Raw genomic sequence first — 24,451 nt, 5'->3', positions numbered from 1 at the left:
ACATATTCATTACATACGCTTAACACACATTAAAGTATTAATACACAACTTTGTATCAAATAAAAATAACTAATTTTTAAAGAAAATGAAAAAGCCAATTTCAAAATTATTTAGCTTAACATTATTATCATTAACATTAGCAGCAACAGCTATTTCTTGCTCTAGTGACGATTCAACTCCAGTTGTAGAAGAGCCAATCAAAGAACCAGGTGAAGAATCTTCATTCAAAGTTGATCGCAACGCATTAACAGGAGAAATTAAAGACGGACACGTAACATTAACAGACGGAACTTATAAATTAACCGGAAAACTAATCGTAGCTAACGGTGCAAAATTAACCATTAAAGCAGGTGTTAAAATTGAAGCTACAGCATTAGGATCAGGTCAGTTTGATGCAGTAAGATACATCGCAGTATCACAAGGAGGGCAAATTTTTGTTGAGGGAACTTCATCTAACCCAGTAATAATGACTGCAGAAGAAAAAGCACCAGGTAAGTGGGGTGGATTGGTAATCTGTGGTAAAGCACCAATTAATAAAGGTACAACTGCAACAGCTGAGGTTTCTGAATTAACTTATGGTGGATCTGATGCTAACGATAATTCAGGATCAATTAAATATTTAAGAATCGAATATTCTGGATATTCTTACAACGCAGATAAAGAATTCAACGGTCTTTCTATGTTTGGTGTTGGTAAAGGAACAACAATTGATTATGTACAAATTCATGACGGATCAGATGATGGTTTTGAGTGGTTTGGTGGTACAGTAGATGCTAAACATTTAGTTGTTACAAATTTCCACGCTGAAGTAGGTGATGATTTATTCGACTGGACAGAAGGTTGGAACGGTTTAGGGGAAAACTGGTACGGAAAAAGAACAAACGGCGGTAACCGCGGTATCGAAGCAGACAACAACTCTAACAACCACACTGCTGCACCAATTGCTAACCCAACAATTAAAAACTTAACGTTAATTGGTAATAACGGTGGTAGTGAAAACCAAGCTATGAAATTACGTGTAGGTACAAAAGGATCTTTTGACAATGTTGTTTTAAGCAATTTTGGAACAGGTTTCGATGTAGAGCATGACGAAGGTATCGGTTATGTTGCAAGTGGCGAATTAAAAGCTACCCGCGTTAAATTTGATAACATTGCTACAAAATCTAAAGGTAAGAAAACCGACGGTACTGCTGCAGATGTAAGCAAAATCTTTACAGAAGATGCTAATGCTACAGGTGCAGGTAACGGTACAGCTACACCAACATGGGCAGCTGGTTGGACAGTAGGTTTATAATAAATTTCAAATAGTTTACTGTCACAATTTAAGTCAGTCTGTCATACCAAGCAAAATCAAGGTATGTAACAACTTAAACAAACAGTAAATCAGTTAAAATCTTCATAAATAACCTCAATTTTTTATTGAGGTTATTTTTTTGGTATTTTATTTGATATTTATTTTATATATTTACTTATTAAAATTAAAGTTATGAAAGAAAAATACCTATATATACTTCTAATGTTAATTATAACAAGCTTTTCTGCGCAAGCACAAACAGCTAAAAACAGTGGAGTAGCAGACCAAGTAAAAACCGAAAATACGCTAGATAAGGTTCAAATTTACCCGAACCCGGTTACCAGCGGAAAAATATATATTAATGCCGAAACCAATTCTGTAAAAGCAATAGAACTTTACGATATGCTGGGCAAACGCATTTTAACTACCGAAATGAACGGCTACCAAAAAGAACTAAATGTAGCCAACTTAAAAGCCGGTGTTTATATTTTAAAACTGTCCGAAAAAAATAACAGCATTACACGAAAAATTGTAATAAAATAACCATTAAGCCCACAATATATGTGGGCTTTTTTAATGGAAACAATTTAGTAACATACACATTTTTACGGTTTAAAAAATTACCGTAACTTTGCATAGTAAAATTTAAAAACAATTTAGAGATGAAAAAAATTTACACTTTAGTTACAATTATTGCAGCTTCTTTTGCTGCTAATGCACAAACCTCAGATAGTTTTAATTACACGGGATCTTTAAATGCAAATGGTTGGGTTTCACATAGTGGGCAAACTCCTGGCGAAGTGGTTACCACTGCAGGTAGCTTAACTTATACAGGGATTACTTCTACAGGAGATAAAGTTCTTTTAGACAGTAATGTACTTTTTGAAGATATCAACAAGGCTTCAACAAGTCCTATTACAACTACAGCATATTTATCTGCTATTATAAACTATGTTGATGCTACAGATTTAGCTGCAGCTGGTGATTATTTTACTGGTTTTGGAGATATAGCTGCAGCAACAGGTTACTCTAAAATGTTTGCTCAGGTTCATGCTAAGCCAGGTACTACAGCTACAACATTTAATTTAGGACTACGTAACACTGCAGGTAATGGAGGTACTGTAAACTTTGATACTACCGATTTACCATTTGGAACACCTGTATTTATAGTAGCAAAATATGATGTCGCTACTGGAGCTGCATCATTATGGATTAACCCTACTGTTGGGGTTTCTACTGAACCAACTGCTACTTTAACAAATAACACTAGTACTCCACCAACATTACCCCCATCAATCTTATCTATATTTTTAAGAAATGGTTCAGGTACGGGAAAAGTTGAAGTTGATGAAATGATTTTAGCGAATAATTGGGGAGCTGTAAATTATGTGAACGCTTCTACTAAAGAAAATAACATCGAAGGTTTAAACATTTTCCCTAACCCGGTAAACGATGTTTTAAACATTACTTCAAACAGTACTGCTGATAAAAACGTACAGTTATTTGATTTAACAGGTAAAAAAGTATTAGATGTTACAACTGTTTATCAGGTAAACGTTTCTACATTAAAAGCAGGTATTTATGTAGCAAAAATAAACGAAGCTGGTAAAACAGCTACACGTAAAGTTATTATCAAATAATTTTCACTCAATATAACTTAAAAGCATCTCAATTATGAGATGCTTTTTTATTTTACAAGTATTTCTACAGTTTAGTTAGAGTTTGTGTCACTTCTGGCGAAGTTGAGAACTCATTTTAAATAATTGTAAAATAACATATTTATGCCGTTTTTAATTAACATAATTTAACTATTTTTAAAACACACTAATCTTAAAAATTTTAAATTATGAAAAAAAATTTATTATCGTTAATCTTTATTGCTGCAACACTTTCAGCACAGGCACAAAACGTAGCATCAACCGCAAATGTAACAAGTGGTGGATTACAAGCTGGAAATGCGGGTGTATACAACACCTTTTATGGGACTTATTCAGGGAAAGCAACCACAGGCAGTAATAATACTTTCATTGGATATCAAACAGCTAGATATAATTCTTCTGGCTCAGAAAACACAATCATAGGCAGTAATAGTGGCGGTTCAATCACTACAGGAATTAATAATACCTTTTTAGGTTCAAATGCAGGTGGGTCTAATCCTGGCTCTAACAACACTTTTTTAGGCAAAGGTAGTGGATTCGAGAATTGGGGAAGTAATAATATTTTTATTGGAACTGACACTGGTTTTGACACAGGTAACGGATCTAATAATATATTAATTGGAAATAACTGCTCTGCAACTATTGAAGAGAATAACACTTTATGGATTGAAAATAGCTGGTCAGACAAACCATTAATTTGGGGAGATTTTGCAAACGACAAATTAAAATTTAACGGCAAAGTAGGTATTGGTTATGCTTTTGGTACTTTCCCAACAACCGCGGGTGGCGTAAATGTTTCGGTCTACAATTTATTTGTAAACGGTGGTATTTTAACCGAAGAAGTACGTGTTATACTAAAAGCACAATGGGCAGATTATGTTTTTGCAGATAACTACAATTTAAAAAGCCTAAAAGAAGTAGAACAGTTTATTAAACAAAACGGGCATTTGCCTAATGTACCGTCTGCAGCACAGGTTAAAGAAAACGGTATTGAAGTGGGCGAAATAATTACCATACAACAAGAAAAAATAGAAGAATTAACCTTACACCTAATAAACCAAGAAAAACAACTGGAAGAATTAAAAGCACAGGTAAAACAACTTTTAAAAGCACAAAACTAATATTCAAAACATAAAGATTATGAAAAATAAATTTTTACTTTGGTTTTGGATATTGTTTCCTTTACTTGCGTTTTCGCAGGGCGAAAACGACAACTGGTATTTTGGGAATAAGGCAGCCGTTAATTTTTTGACAGCTACACCTACCGTACTCACAAACAGCCAAATAGATACTTTTTAAGCCGTTGGTACGGCAAGTGATAGTAATGGTAATTTGTTATTTTATACAGATGGGATAACGGTATGGAATAGGCAGCACCAAATCATGCAAAACGGCACAGGATTAGCAGGTAATGATTCCAGCCAGCAACTAGCTATTGTAAAAGACCCTTCTAACTCTAACAAGTACTATGTTTTTACTACAGCAATGGCATTATCCAACCCGCCAACTTCTTTTATAGCTTATACTATCATTGATATGTCTTTAGGCCCCATAGGTTCAAATGGCTTGAATTTAGGAGCTGTTGTACCTGCTTCTAAAAATATTCCTGTTCTTGATCCTGGCGGTAATATTATGCAAACTGAAGCGATAACTGCATTACCTCACGCAGACGGTAGTTCTTACTGGATTTTAATACCTAACGGAAATTATTTGTACTCTTATTTATTAGACAGTAATGGTTTAAGTTCTACACCTGTTGCTAATTCTTTAAATTATGTTTTTAATTATGTGGGCAGTATAAGAGTTTCTCCAAAAATTAATACAAATTTAAATTTCACCCACTTAATTTCAATTAACAGATGGTCAACTTACACAGGTAATAATGTATTTTCATTTAATAATGCAACTGGTAATATTACTAATGATTATTTTATAAATATAAATTCTGTTAATACGTTCTCATCTGAATTCAACAAAGATGGCTCCATATTATATTTATGTGGTTATGGTCTTAATAAGCTATTCGCAATAGATATAGCTAATTCTCAAAGCTCACTAATTATAAATACAATTTATACAGGAAGCAATGCTTTTAATTCACCCACAATGATTCAAAGGAATATGCATAATGACATATATGCTATTATAGGATCAGGTAATTATTTGGGGAAAATAATAAATCCTGACATATATGGAAGCAGCTATTTAGATATAAGCAATACATATCTAAATGGTAAAAATGGCAGATTGGGATTACCACAATTAATCCCACTACATAATAATTGCATACCAGACATTACATTATCAGCTCCAGAAACTAACACTAATTATGTTTATCAAGTAGGAAATAATATTACTACGCAATTAAATTATAATACAAATAACAAAAATATTATAATGAATGCAGGTAATAGTATTACTTTATTACCTGATACTGAAATTACAGCAGGATCAAGTTATTTAGCAGCAATAAAAAAATGCCCCGCAATGAAACCTTCTACAACAAGATTTCCTTTACAAATTGTAGAATTATATTATGATCTTGACAAAGAGGAAAATTATCAAAATAGTTTAGTCAATAATATGATTTCTGTTTATCCAAACCCTACTACTTCACAGTTTACTATAAATAATCAAAATAATGAATTAGAAAAGTGGGAATTATTTGATTTATCAGGTAAATTAGTATCACAAGGGAACACTATTTTTGGTTCAATTGAAAATCTAACATCAGCAACTTATGTTTTAAAAGTTCATTTAAAAAATAAAACAGTGAATAGTATTAAATTAATTAAAAAATAGATTTTCTATAAAAGCATCTCCTAACCGAGATGCTTTTTTTATTCGTAATTTTGTACATTAAAACAAAAATCGTGTTTACTCCAGAAGACATCATTTCCATACATACCACAAAAGAATTTCACAAAACGGCTATGAAGGTTTTCCGCTTTCAGTTTCAGCATAACGAAGTGTATCAAAAATACTGTTTGCTGTTAAAGAAAAGTCCGGAGAATATAAAGCATCTTACCGAGATTCCTTTTTTACCGATCGAATTTTTTAAATCGAAAGATATATTAAGTTCGATAGATGCTGTGCAAACAACTTTTACAAGCAGCGGAACCACCGGTATGATCACCTCAAAACACCACGTAACCGATTTAGGATTTTATGAAGCCAGTTTTCGCAGTGCGTTTTCAAAATTTTACGGAAATATTGAAAATTATGCTGTTTTAGCTCTGCTTCCCTCCTATTTGGAACGTGAAGGGTCGTCGTTAATTTATATGGCAAAAGATTTTATCGAAGGATCAAATCATCCAGATTCTGGTTTTTATCTGCATAATTACAACGAACTTGCACAGAAATTAGTCGAATTAGATAACAGCGGACAAAATGTGCTTTTAATTGGTGTTACTTACGCTCTTTTGGATTTAATTGAACTACAAAAGTTCAACCTTAAAAACACCATTATTATGGAAACTGGTGGTATGAAAGGCAAGCGTAAAGAAATGATTCGCGAAGAACTGCATACTATTTTAGCTGAAGGTTTTGGAGTGGAAAAAATTCATTCAGAATACGGAATGACCGAATTGCTATCTCAAGCTTATTCATTAGGCGATGGTATTTTTGAATGTCCGCCTTGGATGGATATTTTAATTCGAGACACCGAAGATCCCTTAACTATTATTGATGAAGGCAAAACAGGGGGAATCAACATCATTGATTTGGCAAATATTAATTCGTGTTCGTTTATTGCTACACAAGATTTAGGTAAAAAATATTCTAACTTTTCGTTTGAAGTTTTGGGAAGATTTGATAATTCGGATATTCGAGGTTGTAATTTAATGGTTTACTAGATTTCATCTTTCGTCGAAATATCAAACTTTATTTCAAAATAAAAAACCTCAGCTTTCACTGAGGTTTTATTCTTATTTCACGTTTAAAATAAAATAATTTTTCTTACCTTTTTGCAGTAACACAAATTGATTGTTTATTAAATCGTTTGTTGATAAACTAAAGTCTTCCTGAACTTTTTCACGGTTTACAGAGATCGAATTTTCTGTTAAAGCTCTTCTTGCTTCTCCATTCGATTTCATAAAGCCAGATTTCGCATTTAAAACCTCAACGATATCAATTCCTGCTTTTAAATCTTCCATTGAAATTTCTGCTTGCGGAACGCCATCGAAAACTTCTAAAAAGGTTTTAGCGTCTAATGCTTTTAAATCTTCTGCCGATGCATTTCCAAACAAAATTCCTGATGCTTTTACAGCGTTTTCAAAATCTTCGCGCGAATGAACCATTACGGTTACTTCTTCTGCCAAACGTTTTTGTAACGGACGTAAATGTGGTGCTTCGTTATGTTCTGCTATTATTTTTTCGATTTCTTCTTTCGTTAAAAAAGTAAAAATCTTGATGTATTTTTCTGCATCGGCATCTGCTGTATTCAACCAATATTGGTAAAATTTATATACCGAAGTTTTATCTGCTGTTAACCAGATATTTCCACCTTCTGATTTTCCAAATTTTGTTCCATCAGCTTTTGTTATCAACGGACAAGTCATTGCATAAGCTTTCGCTCGCTCTTCACTGTCAACATTCATACGGCGTACCAATTCGGTTCCCGTAGTAATATTTCCCCACTGATCACTTCCGCCCATCTGTAACAAACAGTTGTATTTTTTATTTAAATGGTAAAAATCGTACCCTTGAATTAATTGATAGGTAAACTCGGTAAAACTCATTCCGGCACCATCGCTTTCAAAACGTTTTTTTACTGAATCTTTTGCCATCATGTAATTTACGGTAATACGCTTACCTACATCGCGCGCAAATTCAATGAACGAAAAATCTTTCATCCAATCGTAGTTATTTACTAAAATAGGAGCGTTTTCATCTTTCGCATCAAAATCTAAAAAACGAGATAACAAAGCTTTTATTCCGTTTACGTTTTTAGTAAGCGTAGCTTCGTCTAACAAATTTCTTTCGTCTGATTTTCCTGATGGATCGCCAATCATACCAGTAGCACCACCAACCAAAGCGATTGGCTTGTGTCCGAAATCTCTTAAATGCTTTAATATAATAATAGGCACTAAACTACCTATGTGTAATGAATCGGATGTTGGATCGAAACCAATATATGCTGTAGTAGATTCTTTTGTTAATTGTTCTTCTGTTCCAGGCATCATGTCATGAACAAGCCCGCGCCAGCGTAATTCTTCTACTAAATTTTTCATCTTTAAAATATTTTGTGCAAATATAGTATTTTCAGAAATAAAGAAAGCCACAAAAAATGTGACTTTGCTAAATTATTATTCTCTGCGACGTGAGAACGGAACGTCTTTAATACTTATAACCGGATTGAGTTTTTCTTCGGTTGAATCCAATTTGGTTGCGCGAACTTCTTCTAACTTTTTCTGAAGACGTTTTTGAACTGAATCATAAATTACTGCATACACATCGGGATCTTGCTGATAGACTTTTTGTGCTTTGATAAACTTTAAACTGTCTATACCGTGCTTTTTCAAAATCTGCTTATAATCTACAACGTATTGAATTGTATCGCGTCTGTTGGCGGTACTTCGCGCACTTGATGATACGGTTAAATCATACAAAACATCGACCATTTTTTCTTGAGAAACTTCGGCTTTTTCTGTGTTTGAACAAGCAACCAGAATGATTAAAAAGAATACTGAAACTAAATTTTTCATACTTTTATATATGTGTATTTAAACTTCTTTACACGTTTTCGTCAGTTCGGGCTTGTCGAGAACTTAACTTCTCGATACGCTCCACTTTGTTACGCTACTCGAAGTGACGAATTATTATCTGTTGAATAACAATCGTTGACCAAAACGTTCTTCGCTGATAACGCCGTTTTCCATAACAACCTTTCCGTTTAAAACAGTCGATTGTACTTTTGTTGTAAAATCAACGCCCTCTAAAGGCGACCAACCGCATTTTGCCAATACGTTTTCTTTGGTAACCGTCCAATTTTCGCTGTTTAAATCAACCAAAACCAAATCGGCAAAGAAACCTTCTTTTACAAAACCGCGTTTTTCTATTTTAAACAGAATCGCTGGGTTGTGCATCATTTTTTGAACGACTTTTTCTAACGTTATTTTTCCTGCTTTTGCAAATTCCAACATAGTAATCAACGAATGCTGAACTAACGGTCCGCCAGAAGGAGCTTGAGAATATTTTTGAGATTTTTCTTCCAATGTATGTGGAGCATGGTCGGTTGCAATAACATCAATGCGATCATCTAACAATGCTTCCCATATTTTTTCTCGATCAGTTGCCGATTTCACCGCAGGATTCCATTTTATGAAATTACCTTTGGTTTTATAATCTTCGTCTGAAAAATACAAGTGATGCACGCAAACTTCGGCAGTAATCATTTTCTCTTCTAACGGAATATCGTTTCTGAACAAATCGGTTTCAATTCCCGTGCTAATATGGAAAATATGCAGACGTGCGCCCGTTTTCTTCGCTAATTCAATTGCTTTTGATGATGATTTATAACATGCTTCGGCACTACGAATTACTGGATGTTGTGTTACCGGAATATCGTCGCCAAACTGTTCTTTCGCTTTTTCAAGATTTTCGCGAATGGTTTGTTCGTCTTCGCAATGAACGGCAATCAGCATTTTTGTCGACGAGAATATTTTCTCTAAAACCTCTTCGTTATCAACCAACATATTTCCTGTTGATGATCCTAAAAACAACTTAATTCCGGCTACATTGCGTGGATTTGTCTTTAAAACTTCTTCTAAATTATCATTGGTTCCGCCCATCATAAACGAATAATTCGCATAAGATGTATTGGCTGCAATCTGATATTTCTCTTCTAAAATTTCTTGTGTAACGGCATTTGGAACGGTGTTTGGCTGTTCAATGAACGATGTAACTCCGCCTGCAATTGCCGCTTTAGATTCTGTTGCAATGTTGCCTTTGTGTGTTAAACCTGGTTCACGAAAATGCACCTGATCATCAATTACACCGGGAAAAATATGCAGTCCCGAAGCATCGATCACTTTATCGGCAGCAACCGTAATTTGTGTATCTATTTTAGAAATGATTTCGTTTTCGATAAAAATATCGGCTTTAAAAACTTTTCCTTCGTTAACTATGGTTCCGTTTTTAATTAAAAGAGTACTCATTTATAATTTATTAAATAGTTTTTTAAATCGTAATTGTAGAACGCCAAAAACGGCTTCTTTAATAATACTGCCCGACATTTTTGATTTTCCTTTCGTTCTATCCGTAAAAATAATGGGAACTTCCACCAGCTTAAAGTTACGTGAAAATGCGCGATATTTCATTTCGATCTGAAAGGCGTATCCCACAAATTTAATTTTATCGAGATTGATCTGCTCTAAAACCGAACGATGGTAGCAAATAAAACCTGCCGTGGTATCCATAATATTCATGCTGGTAACAAACCGCACGTAAACCGACGCAAAATACGATAACAATACACGGCTTAAAGGCCAGTTCACCACGTTTACACCTCTTACGTAGCGCGAGCCTATAGAGACATCGGCTACATTTTTACACACTTCCAACAACTTTGACAAATCATTCGGGTTGTGCGAAAAATCGGCATCCATTTCAAAAATGTATTCGTAATTATGCTTTAACGCCCATTTAAAGCCGGCAACATAGGCTGTTCCCAATCCGTTTTTCTTTAATCTTTTCTTCAAAAAAATTCTGTCGGGAAATTCTTCTGCAATTTGTAATACTTTTTCCGAAGTTCCGTCGGGCGAATTATCATCAACCACCAAAACATCAATGGGTGTTTCCAAATTCATAACCGCACGTAAAATATCTTCGATATTCTCTATTTCGTTAAAAGTAGGTATTACAACTATATTTTGCTTCATAAAAAAATATTGCTCAAATGTAGCTTTTTTTAAATGTAGTTTTCTTAATAAAATTAAAAGGTTTTATTCCGCATAAAATTAGTATTTTTACAGCGTTTATGGAAATAGATTTTTTAGATAGAAACAATTTTTCTCTTGATTGGGCAACGGTTTTATTTACAATAACCTTTGCCACAATTGTTATTACCCGAATTACGTTTCCAAACCGTTTTGAAGATTTTATAAAACTGGCTTTCTCCAATAAATATCTTTCTACGTATCGCGACAGCAATAATATGAAAAGCGGCTTTACTATTAGTATGTTTTTTGTGCAAATGGTTTCGTTAAGTCTTTTTGTGCATTATATTATAAGCCTTGCGGGATTTTCTAACCTAAATTATTCCCCAACTTATCTGCGTATTTTAAGCATTTTGTTGTTTTTTGTGCTGGTAAAATATTTTGTAGAAAAAATAATTGCGGTTTGTTTTAATATGGAAGAATTTGCCGAACAGTACAATTTGGTAAAGGTTAGTTACCGATCTTATTTAGGATTATTACTGCTACCTGTTGTTGCCATTTTATTTTATAACCGTTTTTCTTTTGATTATTTTATATGGGTAGTATCGGGAGTTTTCGTGCTATTTAACACAATTTTGTTTATTCTTCTCTTAAAAAGTTATCAAAAAGTATTTAGTCAGTTTTTGTTTTATTTTATTTTGTATCTTTGCACCTTTGAAATAGCACCCTACGTTATATTATATAACTGGTTTGTTTTTTCTAAGACCTAAAGCACAAATGCCATGAAAGTGAAATCAATTTTGGTGTCGCAACCAGAACCTAAAGTGGAGAATTCTCCGTATTTCGACATACAGCAGAAATACAAAGTAAAAATTGACTTTAGACCTTTCATTCACGTTGAAGGTGTAAACGCCAAAGAAGTGCGTCAACAAAAAATTGACCTGAACAACTATACCTCTATTATTCTTACAAGCAAGAACTCTGTAGATCATTATTTCAGAGTTGCAGAAGAAATGCGTTTTAAAGTTCCTGAAACAATGAAATATTTTTGTCAGTCTGAAGCGATTGCTTATTACCTGCAGAAATATGTTGTTTACCGTAAACGTAAAATATATGTTGGTCAGAAAGATTTTATTGATTTATCGCCACTTATCAAAAAATTTAAAGACGACAAGTTTTTATTACCGGCATCGGACAAATTAAACGATGATGTACCCCAAACGCTGAACGATTTAGGTGTAAACTGGACACAAGGAATATTTTTCCGTACCGCAATGAGTGATTTATCTGATTTAGCAGATGTAAAATACGATGTTTTATGCTTTTTCAGTCCAACAGGAATAAATTCGCTGTTTAAAAACTTCCCCGATTTTGTTCAAGACAATACAAGAATTGGTGTTTTTGGAAGCACAACGAAAAAAGAAGCCGAGCTTTTTGGTTTACGTGTCGACATTATGGCACCAACACCTGAAGCTCCATCTATGACAATGGCTATCGATCAATATCTAGCAAAAGTTAACAAATAACATACAGAACCTCTTTTAACGAAGAGGTTTTTTTATACTGATAATTTCCTTCAACAAAAATTGGCATGGTTCATGAAAAAGCTCTTTAAAATATAATGTTATAAATCATGAAAAAAATAATTACTCTTTGCTTGTTAACCTTAAGCACGCTGGCTTTTGCACAAGAAGCCGGTAAAAAAGGAGAACTGTTAAAAAATGAAGCATCGTCTACCGAAATGAAAACGCAACGTGGCACAGATTTACCTCGCACTACATCATCATCAAATCAATCTGGAAACCGTTCACTGACAAGAAGCGATAACAGAAATACCAAAACCCGATATAACTGGAATCAGAATACAGGTTATTCCGAAGTATTTTTACGAATTCCCGAATATGGTTATTATACTGTTGAGATAGACGATCAGGTAATCAGTTCAGCTTCGGGAAAATATCGGTTTTTCGATTTGAAATCAGGTAGAATGATGCTTTCGATCTATCAAGACCGTTATTTGGTTTACAGAACTTCATTAAATGTTCGAAACAATACGCGTATGGTGTTAGATTTTTTCAATAATTATGGGTTGTATTTGTTAGATTCGTATCGAGTTCAAGGACAAATGTATGGTTTTAACGAGTGGGACGATGTTTGGAATAATCCTTATAACAACTCGCCAAACTACAACAATCAACCGGGCTATAACCAATCTAAAGAAGTTATGGACAACCGTTCGTTTGATAATTTTGTGCAAACATTAAAACGAAACGCTACTTTTGATAAAGACAAAATGGCTTACATTGAACAACAGGTAAAATCGGCATTGTTTACATCGCAACAGATCAATACGTTGTTAAGCACTTTTTCTTTTGATGATACGCGTTTGCAAGCCGGAAAATTACTGTATGATTATTGTATCGATACCAAAAACTTTTATATAGTTTACGAAAGTTTCGATTTCGACAAAAACAAAAAAGAATTAATGAACTACGTTTCAAAAAGAAGATAAGAGAAGGCAACTTCTCTTTTTTTGAGGATTTTACCTAAAATTTAGAGTCAGTCTAAAATCATATTTCAGTATTTTTACGCCACTAAATAACAATTCAGCAAAAATGATTGATTTTCTATATCAGGATTCGTATCCTGTACAAAAAGATGATACACAGTATCGTAAAATTTCTTCAGATTACGTAAAAATTGAAAAATTAGGAGATCGCGAAATTTTAACGGTTGACCCGAAAGGATTGGAATTATTGGCAGAAACAGCAATGACCGATGTTTCGTTTATGCTGCGTACGTCGCATTTAGAAAAATTACGTGCAATTATCGATGATCCCGAAGCTACCGATAACGACCGTTTTGTTGCTTACAACTTATTGCAAAATGCTGCAGTGGCTGTTGGCGGCGAATTACCATCGTGCCAAGATACGGGAACAGCAATTGTAATGGCAAAAAAAGGCGAAAATGTTTATACCGGAATTGATGATGCAGAAGCGTTGTCAAAAGGTATTTTCAACACGTATATCAATAAAAATTTACGTTATTCTCAAATCGTTCCAATTTCAATGTTCGAAGAGAAAAACTCGGGATCTAACCTTCCGGCGCAAATAGATATCTATTCTAAAAAAGGAAATTCGTACGAATTCCTGTTCCTTGCAAAAGGCGGCGGATCGGCTAATAAAACCTTTTTATATCAACAGACAAAATCGTTATTAAACGATAAATCGTTAGAAGCTTTCATTAAAGCAAAAATTATGGATTTGGGAACGGCTGCATGTCCTCCTTATCATTTAGCTTTAGTTATTGGCGGAACTTCTGCCGAAGCAACACTGGCAACAGTTAAAAAAGCATCTGCAGGATATTACGACCATTTACCAACAACCGGAAACATGGCGGGACAAGCGTTTCGCGATTTGGAATGGGAAAAACGCATTCAGCAAATTTGTCAGGAATCTGGCGTAGGTGCACAATTTGGCGGTAAATATTTGGTGCACGACGTTCGCGTGATTCGTTTACCACGTCACGCAGCTTCTTGTCCGGTTGGTTTGGGCGTTTCGTGTTCTGCCGATAGAAATATCAAAGGAAAAATCACAACCGACGGTATTTTTGTGGAGCAGTTAGAAACAAATCCTGCAAGATTATTACCAGAAACTGCTCCGCATTTAGAAGCTCCGGTTTCTATTGATTTGGATCAGCCAATGGATCAGATTTTGGCAGAATTAAGCAAACACCCGATCAAAACCAGATTAATGTTGAACGGAACCGTTATTGTTGCCCGCGATATTGCCCACGCAAAAATCAAGGAAATGTTAGATAACGGCGAACCAATGCCGGAATATTTCAAGAATCACCCGGTTTATTACGCAGGACCTGCAAAAACTCCGGAAGGAATGGCTTCAGGATCTTTCGGACCAACAACTGCGGGACGTATGGACAGTTATGTTGATTTATTCCAGGAAAACCGCGGATCGATGATTATGTTAGCAAAAGGAAATCGCTCACAACAAGTTACCGATGCTTGTGCGAAACACGGAGGTTTTTATTTAGGATCGATCGGCGGACCGGCAGCTATTTTGGCTCAAGACAATATTTTAAAAGTTGAAGTAGTTGATTTCCCTGAATTGGGAATGGAAGCAGTTCGAAAAATTACCGTAAAAGATTTCCCTGCATTCATTATTACCGATGATAAAGGAAACGATTTCTTTCAGAATTTGTAAATAATTATTCGTCTTTAGTTGTTAGTTATAAGCTCAAAGCTCTATAAGGTGTGAAAACTTTATAGAGCTTTTTTTATTATAAGGTAGCAATGCGACTCTGAAAACAAGTTCAGGATGACCCAGTATTTGTCACTCTGAACTTGTTTTCAGAGTCGGATTAAACCTACCAAAAAGTATTTTTATTTTTACTATTTGTAAAATATTTTTTACATAATATAAAATTTTTATTACATTTGATTCAATCAATAATTTTAAAACTATCTATTATGAAAAGTATTTATTTATTCCCGAACAAATTAAAAATTCCTGCTTTAGTGGTTTTTATAATATCCTTTATTTTAATTCTCTTGCAGGCTACTCATACTTTCGACATAGAAATAAATACAAAAGTATTTGCGATCGCCAATGATTATATTTTGGAAGGAGAAAATTTAGACAAGTATTCAGTCATTATAACAGATAACATTTACAATGAAATTCTGGATATTACGTTCTTCCTTTCGGGTGTAATTCTCGCATTCTCTAAAGAAAAAACCGAAGACGAAATGATAGGATTAATTCGCTATAAATCTTTAACGTATTCTACAGACTTTACATTTTCTATGCTTATTTTAAGTGAAATTTTTATTTATGGTGCTTCATTTATACCAGTAATTATGTTTTTCTTTTATGGTTTTATCTTATTTTTAAACATCTTCTACTACACCAAATTATTCATCTATAAAAAACAGTTTAGTTATGAAAACGAAGATTAAAGTATTCCGTGCCATTCATAACATCACACAGGCAGAATTGGCAGAAAAACTAGGTGTTACAAGACAAACAATTAATGCAATCGAAGCCGGAAAATATGCCCCTTCGGTAGAATTGGCTTTGCGTATGTCTAAAATGTTCAATGTAACTGTAAACGAAATTTTTCAGTTAGACGATGAATAATTTTGTTATCTTTAATTTATCCAACAAATAAAATCATGAAAATTCTTATAAAAATCCTTAAATGGTTTGCTATTATTTTTATATCGATCATTGCTCTTATGTACATTTTCGATTACGGTTATCTGATTCGTGCGGTTCGCGTAACGTATTTAACCGGTCATAAAACGGCTTTTTTAGAAGATTACAGTTATTTTAATAATCGTGAAATTAAAAAAGGAACGGCACAACCTTGGAACATATCAAAAAATTACAATAAAATTCCTGCTACCGAAAAGCTGAATCAAACACATAAAGACCTTCAAACTACATCGTTCTTAATCATTAAAAACGACAGTATTTTTCATGAAAGTTATTTCGATGTTGGCAAAGAAGACAGTAAAACCAACTCGTTTTCTATGGCGAAAAGCATTGTAACATCGGCATTAGGAAAAGCGATCGATTTAGGAATGATTCAAAGTTTATACACTAAAGTAATTGATTTTTTACCCGAATTAACAGGCAAATTCGCGAAAGAAGTAACGGTTGGCGATTTGGCAAGTATGGCATCGGGACAAAAATGGGACGAAAATTATTACGGACCAACATCGATTACCACGCAGGCATATTTTAAAACCGATTTGCGATCACTGATGTTAAGTTTACCGATTGATAAAAAACCTGGTCAGGAATTTATCTATCAAAGTGGCGATACGCAATTACTAGCAATGGTTTTAGAAAAAGCTACAAAAATGAGTCTGGCTGATTTTGTTTCGAAATATTTCTGGCAACCTATGGGAATGGAACATGATGCACTTTGGCAGATCGACCATAAAGACAACGGAATTGAAAAAGCGTATTGTTGTGTTGCAAGCAATGCTCGTGATTTTGCCAGATTTGGAAAACTATATCTGCAAAACGGTATGTGGAATGGCGAACAAATTTTATCAACCGGATTTGTATTCAAATCAATCAATCCGCGTTTTAAAGAAAGTCCGCAATATGGTTACGGCTGGTGGTTATCAAACTACAAAAACAAGCATATCTACTACATGCGCGGTCATTTGGGGCAGTTTACCATTGTAATTCCCGAAGACAATTTAATCATTGTTCGTTTGGGCCATGTCAAAGGCTTGCAAACCACAACCGATGCGCACAGCAATGATTTATATGTTTATATCGACGAAACCTATAATATGTTAAGCAAACAGTTATGATTGATAAAATAGTTTTACCAAATATTCTGTTTTTGGATATTGAAACCGTGCCACAATCAGAATTTTTTAATGATTTACCTGAAGATGCACAGCAATTATTCGCCGATAAAACACAATATCAGCGAAAAGATGATTTAACGCCCGAAGAATTTTACGATCGTGCAGGAATTTGGGCTGAATTCGGAAAGATCATTTGTATTTCGGTTGGATATTTCACCATTAAAAATGCCGAGCGACAGTTTAGAACAAAATCAATCATTGGCGAAGAAAAGCAATTGTTAGAGGAATTTAACGACTTAGTAAAAACCCATTTTTCAAATCCGGCATTTGTATTTTGCGGACACAATATTAAAGAATTCGATATTCCGTACATGTGTCGCCGTATGCTGATTAATGGGATAAATATTCCTGAAAAACTGCAGCTTTTCGGCAGAAAACCTTGGGAAATTCCGCATCTCGACACCTTGGAATTATGGAAATTCGGCGATTATAAACATTATACGTCTTTAAAATTACTAACGTATGTCTTAAACATTCCGTCGCCAAAAGAAGATATTGATGGAAGTGAAGTCCGTAACGTATATTACAACGAGAAAAACATAGAACGAATTGCGAAATACTGCGAACGAGATGTGGTTGCCGTAGCACAGATTTTCTTAAGAATGCGCAACGAACCTATTTTAAGTGATTCTGAAATATTTTCTGTTTAAAACATTTAAATGTTAAATATTAAAAATAATTTTCTTTTTAAAAAATAAATTTAGACTTTTGTTCCGAAATAAAAATCAACAGAAAAATTAAAATGCAACAATTTATTAAACATACACGCAACTGTAGAATGTGGAAATTTTCCCGCAGAGGTTTTGTATGCACTAAATTGTAACCATTTTACAATATAATTTAAGTGAATCCTCTGCAAAACCGCAGGGGATTTTTTTATGCCCAATAATTTAATATTAATCCATAAAACCAGTAATCATGAGCCTAGAACAAATTTCATTATTAAGTTTTGCCAACCAAAGCCAGTTAAACATTAAAAGCAGCGAATTACAATTTTCAATCACTCAAAACGATATGAGAAAAAATTCAAATGCCCATTTAGAATATCTTTTAGCAGGATTTGCAGCATGTATTAATATGGTTGGACATCAGGTTGCAGATGATCTGGATATGGATTTAAAATCGATACAGATTGAAATTAAAGGAACCATAAATACTGCCAAAACACAAGGCTTAAACGTAAAAGACCGGAGCGGCTTTGAACGAATTGAACTGGTTGTAAAACCCGTTACCAATGCCGATTTAAGTACCCTGAAGTTTTGGATGGATGAAATTAAAGAACGTTGCCCTATTTACGATAATCTTTTAAACAGCACCCCGATTAATTTGGTTGTTACAAAAGATTATACACAGAATGTAGCTTGATCTAATTACTAAAAGCTAAAAACTAATAGCTTAAAAAAATTGTTTAGTTTGTTTTTACTACCTTTAATTTTTATAATTATTGGTAGTATTTTTTTTATGAAAGAACCGATTTTAAGGGTAGAAAATTTAAGCATTTCTTTTTTACAGGAAAAAAAATGGAACGAAGTAATCCATTCTATTTCGTTTGAAGTTTATCCTAACGAAATTGTTGGTATTGTAGGTGAATCGGGTTCAGGAAAATCGGTTTCAAGTCTGGCTGTAATGGGTTTGCTCCCTAAAAATGTATCCGATTTAAACACAGGTTCTATTCACTTTAAAAACGAAGATATCACCAATTATTCCGAGAAAGCTTTTCAGAAAATACGAGGCAAAAAAGTATCGATGATCTTTCAGGAACCAATGAGTTCTTTAAACCCGTCGATAAATTGTGGCGAACAAGTTGCAGAGATTTTAGAAACACATACCAATTTATCTGAAAAAGAAATTAAAGCAGAAGTGTTGCGATTGTTCGATCAGGTAAAACTACCCGACCCAATTACATTCTATAACAAATACCCACATCAAATTTCGGGCGGACAAAAACAACGCGTGATGATTGCCATGGCAATTGCCTGCAAACCTGAAATTCTGATTGCCGATGAACCAACTACTGCTTTAGATGTTACGGTTCAACAGGAAATTATTTTGTTGTTAAAAAATCTGCAACAAGAAACCGGCATGAGCATTTTGTTTATTTCGCACGATTTATCATTAATATCAGAAATTTGCGATCGTATTTTGGTGATGTACAAAGGCGAAATTGTAGAACAAAATTCGGCTTTAAAGATCTTTAAACATCCCGAACACATTTATACAAAAGCATTGATTGCTTCTCGCCCAGCGTTAAATGTCCGTTTAAAACGTTTGCCAACCATTCAAGATTATTTAAGCGGAACAGAAAATGCGGCGGCAATTTCACAAGAAGAACGCAAAGAACATTTAGATAAATTGTATGATAAAAAACCTTTGTTACGCGTTGAAAACGTTGAGAAAGAATACCTTTTAAAAACGCAATTATTTAAACCGAATGATTATTTTAAGGCAGTAGACAATGTAAGTTTTAAAATGTACGAAGGCGAAACGTTGGGTTTGGTTGGCGAAAGTGGTTGTGGAAAATCGACATTAGGAAATGCTATTTTACAGTTAGATCCTGCTACAAAAGGTCAGATTTTTTACAGAGATAAAGATATTACCAAATTATCGAAAAACGAATTAAAAGAACTGCGTAAAGAAATTCAGATTATTTTTCAGGATCCGTTTGCATCGTTAAATCCAAAAATAACCGTTGGCGAAGCTATTTTAGAACCAATGAAAGTTCATAAACTGTACGCAAACGATAAAGAACGTAAAGAAAAAGTATTGGATTTGTTGAACAAAGTAGGATTATTACCTGAACATTACGATCGATATCCGCATGAATTTTCTGGAGGTCAACGTCAACGTATAGGCATTGCTCGAACCATTGCGGTGAATCCTAAATTAATTATTTGCGATGAATCGGTTTCGGCATTGGATATTTCTGTCCAAGCCCAAGTGTTGAATTTACTGAATGATTTAAAAGATAATTTCGGATTTACCTATTTGTTTATATCACACGATTTGGCGGTTGTAAAATACATTTCGGATCAGATTATCGTAATGAATAAAGGAAAAATCGAAGAACAAAACGAAGCTGATGCTTTAATTGAACATCCGAAAAAACCATATACTCAAAAATTAATTAACGCAATTCCGAAAGGAATTTAAAAGCGTGCGTTATAATGATGATGTTTCAATAGTAATTTTTATAAATTACTAATATACAGATATTATATTAACATCATTACACTATCAACGTTTAAAACATAGATTAACAAAATAAAAAGATTCGCTTTTGTTAAATTTAATTACTATCTTTATAAAATATTTAAAGAAGAAGAATTATTTCTGATTCGAGAATGTTTGATGCGACAAGTAAATGAAGATTTTAAAAAAAATCGCAAACACAGCGAAAACAATATGAAAATTTTACTTGTAGTAAAAAAAAATGATTTATTTATGGGTATTAAAGTAAGTTAATATACTATCTCACAGAACAAACCATCTTATTAAATAAGGTGGTTATTTTTTTGATTTATTTGCCGCATACAATTACTACCAATATTAGCTAAAAAACTACAACCCCGATTCAATATTGAATCGGGGTTGTAGTTTTTTAAATTCCACCATCGTAAGGAACTTCTTTTTCTTGGAAGATAATTCCAAAAGTTTCCAGTTCTTTTAAAACAGGCTCGTAAACCTCTTTTGTAAGTGGCATTTGTATTCCAGGTGTAGTAATTTCACCATTTAATATTTTAAGGGTAATGATACCAACTGGCAAACCAACTGTTTTTGCCATTCCGGTTAATACAGCATCTTCTCCCAAACAAACCATTGTAGAATCTATCTGAAAAGTTTCAGTACTTCCCTGCATGGTGTACCCAAATTTATGATACATTACAATCATGTCTTTATCATTTGGTTGCAACGTCCATTTTTCAGAAAGAATTTTTTCCATTACCTGAGCTGGCGTTGCATTTTTCAAGCCGACTTTTTTATCGTTATTGAAAAGATCCAAAGCTAAAAACTTGTCCCAAACAGTATCGTCTTGTTCCACATTTAAAGTCAAACGGAATTTTACCTCTACAGAATCGGTTGGGTGATAATATAAAAACGAATTGATAAATTCGCGATACGTCATGTTTTCAGAATCTTCAATCGTGTACGTATCATCAGTCACACCCAATTGCACCAACATATTCCAAGCACGCGAATAACCCACTCTACGCATGGTTCCACGGTAAATAGTATGGGCATTTTGCAAACCATACGCTTCGCGATATCCTAACGAATCTCGGTTTGCATACGCTTCAAATCTTCCAAAACCTTCAATTTCTAAAAATTCGGTACGTTTAAAGATACGCTGATACGGAATATATTTATAAGTTCCTTGCTGCAAAAACTTCGCAGCACCGCCTTGCCCGGCAACAACCACGTTACGAGGATTCCATGAGAATTTATATTTCCAGATGTTATCATCAGATTCGGGAGCAACCAAACCACCACAGAAACTTTCAAAATGAACCGGATTTCCGCCTTTTTCTCTAATCTCGTCTAAAACTTTCATGGCACTCATGTGATCAATCCCCGGATCTAATCCACATTCGTTCATAAAAATCAAACCTTTAGCTTTCACTTCGCCATCCATTTCTTTTAATTCGTTCGAAATGTACGATGCGGTCACTAAATGCTTACTAAATTTAAGACAATCGGCAGCAATAATCGGGTGTAAAAAAGCAGGCATCATAGAAATTACTACATCGGCTTTTTCTATTAATTTGGTTCGTTCTGCATCGTTATGAATATCTAAAGCAATGGCAAATGCGTTGGGGTTATCGGCGATTTTTTCTTGGATTGATGTGATCGACTGATCGACAATATGAAGTTTGAACTGATGTGTTTCTGTACGTTCCAACAAATATTTGATTAAAGAAGAAGTTGATCTTCCTGAACCAAACAACAATATATTTTTCATTAATTTCTGGTTTTGAATGTGCTAAAAGTACTAAAAAAATAGCGCATGAAAAAAAACACTTATCGAAAAATAAAAAAGTGTACATTTGACAAAAATTTTCCCATGACTAGAAAGTTAGTAACATTGGCAGCTTTTTTTGGATTTGTTGCAATAATTTTAGGTGCTTTTGGCGCACATGCACTAAAAGAAGTTTTAACAGCAGAGCAGCTTGTAAGCTTTGAAACCGGCGTAAGATACCAAATATATCACGCATTGTTTTTACTGCTTGTTTCGCAATTAAATGTACTAACAGAAAAAAACAAGCGAACCATTGGTATTTTAACTACCATAGGCGTTTTTTTATTTTCGGGGTCTATTTTTTTACTGGCAACCCAAGGTTTATCGGGCATAAACTTTAAATTTTTAGGACCAGTAACACCCGTTGGCGGATTATTTTTAATAGTAAGCTGGTTTTTAACGGCTTTTTATTCAATGAAACAAAAAAACAATTAATAAAAAAAATACTAAATTTATTAGTAAGTTTGTATGCAAATTAACACAACACAAGATTTAAAAATGAAGGTTTCAAAATCAATATCTTTAGATAAGTACGGAATTAACAATGTAACAGAAATTATTTACAATCCGTCGTACGATGAGTTATTTAAAGCTGAAACAGATGATAACTTGCAAGGTTTTGAGCGCGGACAAGTATCGGAACTTGGAGCAGTAAACGTTATGACGGGTGATTTCACCGGACGTTCTCCTAAAGATAAATACATTGTAAAAGATGCAGTTACAGAAAACACTATCTGGTGGACTTCTGAAAACGCTAAAAACGATAACAAACCTATTTCTCAAGATACTTGGGAAGCTTTAAAGCAAAACGCAACTTCTGAATTATCAGGTAAAAAATTATATGTTGTTGATGCTTTTTGCGGTGCTAACGAAGATACTCGTTTGAAAGTACGTTTTATAATGGAAGTTGCTTGGCAGGCACATTTTGTAAAAAATATGTTTATCCGCCCAACAGACGCTGAATTAGAAAACTTTGGCGAGCCAGATTTCGTGGTAATCAACGCATCTAAAACTTCATTTAAAGATTACAAATCACACAACTTAAATTCTGAAGTTTACATTGCATTCAACTTAACAGAAAAAATGCAGTTAATTGGCGGTACTTGGTACGGTGGCGAAATGAAAAAAGGTATGTTCTCTATGATGAACTACTACTTGCCATTACAAGGAATTGCTTCAATGCACTGTTCTGCAAACAAAGGTAAAGAAGGCGATGTTGCTGTTTTCTTTGGTTTATCGGGAACAGGAAAAACAACTTTATCAACAGATCCAAAACGTGAATTGATTGGCGATGATGAGCACGGATGGGATAAAGATGGTGTTTTCAATTTTGAAGGCGGATGTTATGCTAAAACAATTGATTTAAGTAAAGAACACGAACCAGAAATTTTTGCAGCTATTAAACGTGATGCATTGTTAGAAAATGTAACACTTGATGCTGAAGGAAAAATTGATTTTAAAGATGGATCTGTAACACAAAACACTCGTGTTTCGTATCCTATTGAACATATTGAGAATATTGTAAAACCGGTTTCTAAAGCAGGTCACGCTAAAAAAGTAATCTTCTTAACTGCAGATGCTTTTGGTGTTATGCCTCCGGTTTCTAAATTAACTCCAGAACAAACAAAATACTATTTCTTATCAGGATTTACAGCAAAATTAGCAGGAACAGAGCGTGGTGTTACACAACCAGAACCTACTTTTTCGGCTTGTTTTGGTAAAGCATTCTTAAGCTTGCACCCAACTAAATACGGTGAAGAATTAGTTAAGAAAATGGAAGAGCACAATGCTACCGCTTACATGGTTAACACTGGTTGGAATGGTACCGGAAAACGTATTTCTATTAAAGATACCCGTGCAATTATCGACCGTATTTTAGATGGATCTATCGAAAATGCTGAAACTACAATTGTTCCAATTTTCAATTTAGCAGTTCCTACAGGTTTAGAAGGTGTTGATACCAACATTTTAGATCCTAGAAACACGTATGCAACTGCAAGTGAATGGGAAACAAAAGCTACAGATTTAGCGAAGTTATTCGTAACAAATTTCGAAAACTACACAGATAACGAAGAAGGAAAATCATTAGTTGCGGCGGGTCCACAATTATAATCTTCTTGAAATATTAAATTAAAGTCCAACAGTTGTTGGGCTTTTGTTTTTTATGGTTCTTTTTATATATTTGTTAACACTTTTGAA

24 protein-coding genes are annotated in these 24,451 nt (G+C 34.0%); 19 read left to right on the top strand and 5 right to left on the bottom strand.

Annotated features, from left to right (window positions below; translation table 11 throughout):
- The first annotated feature begins 85 nt into the window (after positions 1 to 85).
- From F0460_RS00935 to F0460_RS00910, 7 genes are all read left to right on the top strand, one after another.
- Positions 86 to 1,294, top strand: a complete 1,209-nt coding sequence (locus F0460_RS00935) for a hypothetical protein (protein WP_150009440.1) — start codon at positions 86 to 88, stop codon at positions 1,292 to 1,294.
- Positions 1,295 to 1,486: 192 nt separating this feature from the next.
- Positions 1,487 to 1,837: a T9SS type A sorting domain-containing protein gene (locus tag F0460_RS00930; protein WP_150009439.1), complete on the top strand. Its 351-nt coding sequence runs from the start codon at positions 1,487 to 1,489 to the stop codon at positions 1,835 to 1,837.
- A 119-nt stretch (positions 1,838 to 1,956) separates the two neighbouring features.
- Positions 1,957 to 2,934 carry a T9SS type A sorting domain-containing protein gene (locus F0460_RS00925; RefSeq protein ID WP_150009438.1) on the top strand — a complete coding sequence of 326 codons (978 nt, stop codon included), beginning with the start codon at positions 1,957 to 1,959 and terminating at the stop codon, positions 2,932 to 2,934.
- Positions 2,935 to 3,140: 206 nt separating this feature from the next.
- Positions 3,141 to 4,073 (top strand): hypothetical protein, encoded by a 933-nt coding sequence (locus F0460_RS00920; RefSeq protein WP_150009437.1) that lies wholly within the window; start codon positions 3,141 to 3,143, stop codon positions 4,071 to 4,073.
- Positions 4,074 to 4,092: 19 nt separating this feature from the next.
- On the top strand, positions 4,093 to 4,251 hold the full coding sequence (locus F0460_RS16080) for a hypothetical protein (RefSeq protein ID WP_190304057.1): 159 nt from the start codon (positions 4,093 to 4,095) through the stop codon (positions 4,249 to 4,251).
- An 84-nt stretch (positions 4,252 to 4,335) separates the two neighbouring features.
- Complete coding sequence (locus F0460_RS00915) at positions 4,336 to 5,754, top strand: T9SS type A sorting domain-containing protein (protein WP_150009436.1); 1,419 nt, start codon at positions 4,336 to 4,338, stop codon at positions 5,752 to 5,754.
- 71 nt (positions 5,755 to 5,825) lie between these two features.
- Positions 5,826 to 6,806 (top strand): LuxE/PaaK family acyltransferase, encoded by a 981-nt coding sequence (locus F0460_RS00910; protein WP_150009435.1) that lies wholly within the window; start codon positions 5,826 to 5,828, stop codon positions 6,804 to 6,806.
- A 72-nt stretch (positions 6,807 to 6,878) separates the two neighbouring features.
- Here F0460_RS00910 and tyrS read toward each other — a convergent pair whose 3' ends face one another.
- The 4 genes from tyrS to F0460_RS00890 form a co-directional block, all read right to left on the bottom strand.
- A complete protein-coding gene (gene tyrS / locus F0460_RS00905) occupies positions 6,879 to 8,183 on the bottom strand; it encodes a tyrosine--tRNA ligase (RefSeq protein ID WP_150009434.1) in 1,305 nt (434 codons plus the stop codon).
- A gap of 75 nt (positions 8,184 to 8,258) precedes the next feature.
- Positions 8,259 to 8,657, bottom strand: coding sequence for a DUF4296 domain-containing protein (locus F0460_RS00900; protein WP_150009433.1), 399 nt, complete (start codon positions 8,655 to 8,657; stop codon positions 8,259 to 8,261).
- A gap of 114 nt (positions 8,658 to 8,771) precedes the next feature.
- A complete protein-coding gene (locus F0460_RS00895) occupies positions 8,772 to 10,109 on the bottom strand; it encodes a dihydroorotase (RefSeq protein WP_150009432.1) in 1,338 nt (445 codons plus the stop codon).
- A complete protein-coding gene (locus F0460_RS00890; RefSeq protein WP_150009431.1) occupies positions 10,110 to 10,832 on the bottom strand; it encodes a polyprenol monophosphomannose synthase in 723 nt (240 codons plus the stop codon).
- A gap of 98 nt (positions 10,833 to 10,930) precedes the next feature.
- On the opposite strand from F0460_RS00890, the gene F0460_RS00885 reads away from it, so the two are divergent.
- From F0460_RS00885 to F0460_RS00840, 10 genes are all read left to right on the top strand, one after another.
- Entirely contained in the window at positions 10,931 to 11,599 is a 669-nt protein-coding gene (locus tag F0460_RS00885) for a DUF4271 domain-containing protein (protein ID WP_150009430.1), read from the top strand.
- Positions 11,600 to 11,611: 12 nt separating this feature from the next.
- A complete protein-coding gene (locus F0460_RS00880; protein ID WP_150009429.1) occupies positions 11,612 to 12,355 on the top strand; it encodes a uroporphyrinogen-III synthase in 744 nt (247 codons plus the stop codon).
- 107 nt (positions 12,356 to 12,462) lie between these two features.
- Positions 12,463 to 13,341: a DUF4476 domain-containing protein gene (locus F0460_RS00875; protein ID WP_150009428.1), complete on the top strand. Its 879-nt coding sequence runs from the start codon at positions 12,463 to 12,465 to the stop codon at positions 13,339 to 13,341.
- 106 nt (positions 13,342 to 13,447) lie between these two features.
- Positions 13,448 to 15,049, top strand: a complete 1,602-nt coding sequence (locus tag F0460_RS00870; RefSeq protein WP_150009914.1) for a fumarate hydratase — start codon at positions 13,448 to 13,450, stop codon at positions 15,047 to 15,049.
- Positions 15,050 to 15,315: 266 nt separating this feature from the next.
- Entirely contained in the window at positions 15,316 to 15,804 is a 489-nt protein-coding gene (locus F0460_RS00865; protein WP_150009427.1) for a hypothetical protein, read from the top strand.
- Positions 15,788 to 15,985 (top strand): helix-turn-helix transcriptional regulator, encoded by a 198-nt coding sequence (locus F0460_RS00860; RefSeq protein ID WP_091517635.1) that lies wholly within the window; start codon positions 15,788 to 15,790, stop codon positions 15,983 to 15,985. Before F0460_RS00865 ends, F0460_RS00860 begins: the two co-directional genes overlap by 17 nt.
- A 35-nt stretch (positions 15,986 to 16,020) precedes the next feature.
- A complete protein-coding gene (locus F0460_RS00855; protein WP_150009426.1) occupies positions 16,021 to 17,178 on the top strand; it encodes a serine hydrolase domain-containing protein in 1,158 nt (385 codons plus the stop codon).
- Positions 17,175 to 17,888, top strand: a complete 714-nt coding sequence (locus F0460_RS00850; RefSeq protein WP_150009425.1) for a 3'-5' exonuclease — start codon at positions 17,175 to 17,177, stop codon at positions 17,886 to 17,888. The genes F0460_RS00855 and F0460_RS00850 overlap by 4 nt, the downstream gene beginning before the upstream one ends.
- A gap of 268 nt (positions 17,889 to 18,156) precedes the next feature.
- On the top strand, positions 18,157 to 18,603 hold the full coding sequence (locus F0460_RS00845; protein WP_150009424.1) for an OsmC family protein: 447 nt from the start codon (positions 18,157 to 18,159) through the stop codon (positions 18,601 to 18,603).
- A 96-nt stretch (positions 18,604 to 18,699) separates the two neighbouring features.
- Positions 18,700 to 20,388 (top strand): ABC transporter ATP-binding protein, encoded by a 1,689-nt coding sequence (locus tag F0460_RS00840; protein ID WP_150009423.1) that lies wholly within the window; start codon positions 18,700 to 18,702, stop codon positions 20,386 to 20,388.
- A gap of 448 nt (positions 20,389 to 20,836) precedes the next feature.
- Here F0460_RS00840 and F0460_RS00835 read toward each other — a convergent pair whose 3' ends face one another.
- Positions 20,837 to 22,195, bottom strand: coding sequence for a saccharopine dehydrogenase family protein (locus tag F0460_RS00835; protein WP_150009422.1), 1,359 nt, complete (start codon positions 22,193 to 22,195; stop codon positions 20,837 to 20,839).
- 102 nt (positions 22,196 to 22,297) lie between these two features.
- On the opposite strand from F0460_RS00835, the gene F0460_RS00830 reads away from it, so the two are divergent.
- Together F0460_RS00830 and pckA are read left to right on the top strand one after the other, a co-directional pair.
- A complete protein-coding gene (locus F0460_RS00830) occupies positions 22,298 to 22,687 on the top strand; it encodes a DUF423 domain-containing protein (RefSeq protein ID WP_150009421.1) in 390 nt (129 codons plus the stop codon).
- A 63-nt stretch (positions 22,688 to 22,750) separates the two neighbouring features.
- Positions 22,751 to 24,364, top strand: coding sequence for a phosphoenolpyruvate carboxykinase (ATP) (gene pckA / locus F0460_RS00825; RefSeq protein WP_150009420.1), 1,614 nt, complete (start codon positions 22,751 to 22,753; stop codon positions 24,362 to 24,364).
- Positions 24,365 to 24,451: the final 87 nt, after the last annotated feature.

It is taken from the genome of Paenimyroides baculatum (assembly GCF_008629655.1).
Taxonomy (GTDB): Bacteria; Bacteroidota; Bacteroidia; order Flavobacteriales; family Flavobacteriaceae; genus Flavobacterium; species Flavobacterium baculatum.
The sequence above is the reverse complement of the archived record's forward strand: the minus strand, read 5'-3'. Positions and strand labels throughout refer to the sequence as shown.

What these genes read in the sequence shown, in the direction of transcription:
- tyrS (WP_150009434.1), bottom strand. Translation starts at nt 8,183, where the DNA reads ATGAAAAATTTAGTAGAAGAATTACGCTGGCGCGGGCTTGTTCATGAC.
- F0460_RS00855 (WP_150009426.1), top strand. Translation starts at nt 16,021, where the DNA reads ATGAAAATTCTTATAAAAATCCTTAAATGGTTTGCTATTATTTTTATA.
- F0460_RS00925 (WP_150009438.1), top strand. Translation starts at nt 1,957, where the DNA reads ATGAAAAAAATTTACACTTTAGTTACAATTATTGCAGCTTCTTTTGCT.
- F0460_RS00830 (WP_150009421.1), top strand. Translation starts at nt 22,298, where the DNA reads ATGACTAGAAAGTTAGTAACATTGGCAGCTTTTTTTGGATTTGTTGCA.
- F0460_RS16080 (WP_190304057.1), top strand. Translation starts at nt 4,093, where the DNA reads ATGAAAAATAAATTTTTACTTTGGTTTTGGATATTGTTTCCTTTACTT.
- F0460_RS00915 (WP_150009436.1), top strand. Translation starts at nt 4,336, where the DNA reads ATGCAAAACGGCACAGGATTAGCAGGTAATGATTCCAGCCAGCAACTA.
- F0460_RS00850 (WP_150009425.1), top strand. Translation starts at nt 17,175, where the DNA reads ATGATTGATAAAATAGTTTTACCAAATATTCTGTTTTTGGATATTGAA.
- F0460_RS00880 (WP_150009429.1), top strand. Translation starts at nt 11,612, where the DNA reads ATGAAAGTGAAATCAATTTTGGTGTCGCAACCAGAACCTAAAGTGGAG.
- F0460_RS00840 (WP_150009423.1), top strand. Translation starts at nt 18,700, where the DNA reads ATGAAAGAACCGATTTTAAGGGTAGAAAATTTAAGCATTTCTTTTTTA.
- F0460_RS00835 (WP_150009422.1), bottom strand. Translation starts at nt 22,195, where the DNA reads ATGAAAAATATATTGTTGTTTGGTTCAGGAAGATCAACTTCTTCTTTA.
- F0460_RS00900 (WP_150009433.1), bottom strand. Translation starts at nt 8,657, where the DNA reads ATGAAAAATTTAGTTTCAGTATTCTTTTTAATCATTCTGGTTGCTTGT.
- F0460_RS00935 (WP_150009440.1), top strand. Translation starts at nt 86, where the DNA reads ATGAAAAAGCCAATTTCAAAATTATTTAGCTTAACATTATTATCATTA.
- F0460_RS00890 (WP_150009431.1), bottom strand. Translation starts at nt 10,832, where the DNA reads ATGAAGCAAAATATAGTTGTAATACCTACTTTTAACGAAATAGAGAAT.
- F0460_RS00845 (WP_150009424.1), top strand. Translation starts at nt 18,157, where the DNA reads ATGAGCCTAGAACAAATTTCATTATTAAGTTTTGCCAACCAAAGCCAG.
- F0460_RS00895 (WP_150009432.1), bottom strand. Translation starts at nt 10,109, where the DNA reads ATGAGTACTCTTTTAATTAAAAACGGAACCATAGTTAACGAAGGAAAA.
- F0460_RS00860 (WP_091517635.1), top strand. Translation starts at nt 15,788, where the DNA reads ATGAAAACGAAGATTAAAGTATTCCGTGCCATTCATAACATCACACAG.
- pckA (WP_150009420.1), top strand. Translation starts at nt 22,751, where the DNA reads ATGAAGGTTTCAAAATCAATATCTTTAGATAAGTACGGAATTAACAAT.
- F0460_RS00875 (WP_150009428.1), top strand. Translation starts at nt 12,463, where the DNA reads ATGAAAAAAATAATTACTCTTTGCTTGTTAACCTTAAGCACGCTGGCT.
- F0460_RS00885 (WP_150009430.1), top strand. Translation starts at nt 10,931, where the DNA reads ATGGAAATAGATTTTTTAGATAGAAACAATTTTTCTCTTGATTGGGCA.
- F0460_RS00865 (WP_150009427.1), top strand. Translation starts at nt 15,316, where the DNA reads ATGAAAAGTATTTATTTATTCCCGAACAAATTAAAAATTCCTGCTTTA.
- F0460_RS00920 (WP_150009437.1), top strand. Translation starts at nt 3,141, where the DNA reads ATGAAAAAAAATTTATTATCGTTAATCTTTATTGCTGCAACACTTTCA.
- F0460_RS00930 (WP_150009439.1), top strand. Translation starts at nt 1,487, where the DNA reads ATGAAAGAAAAATACCTATATATACTTCTAATGTTAATTATAACAAGC.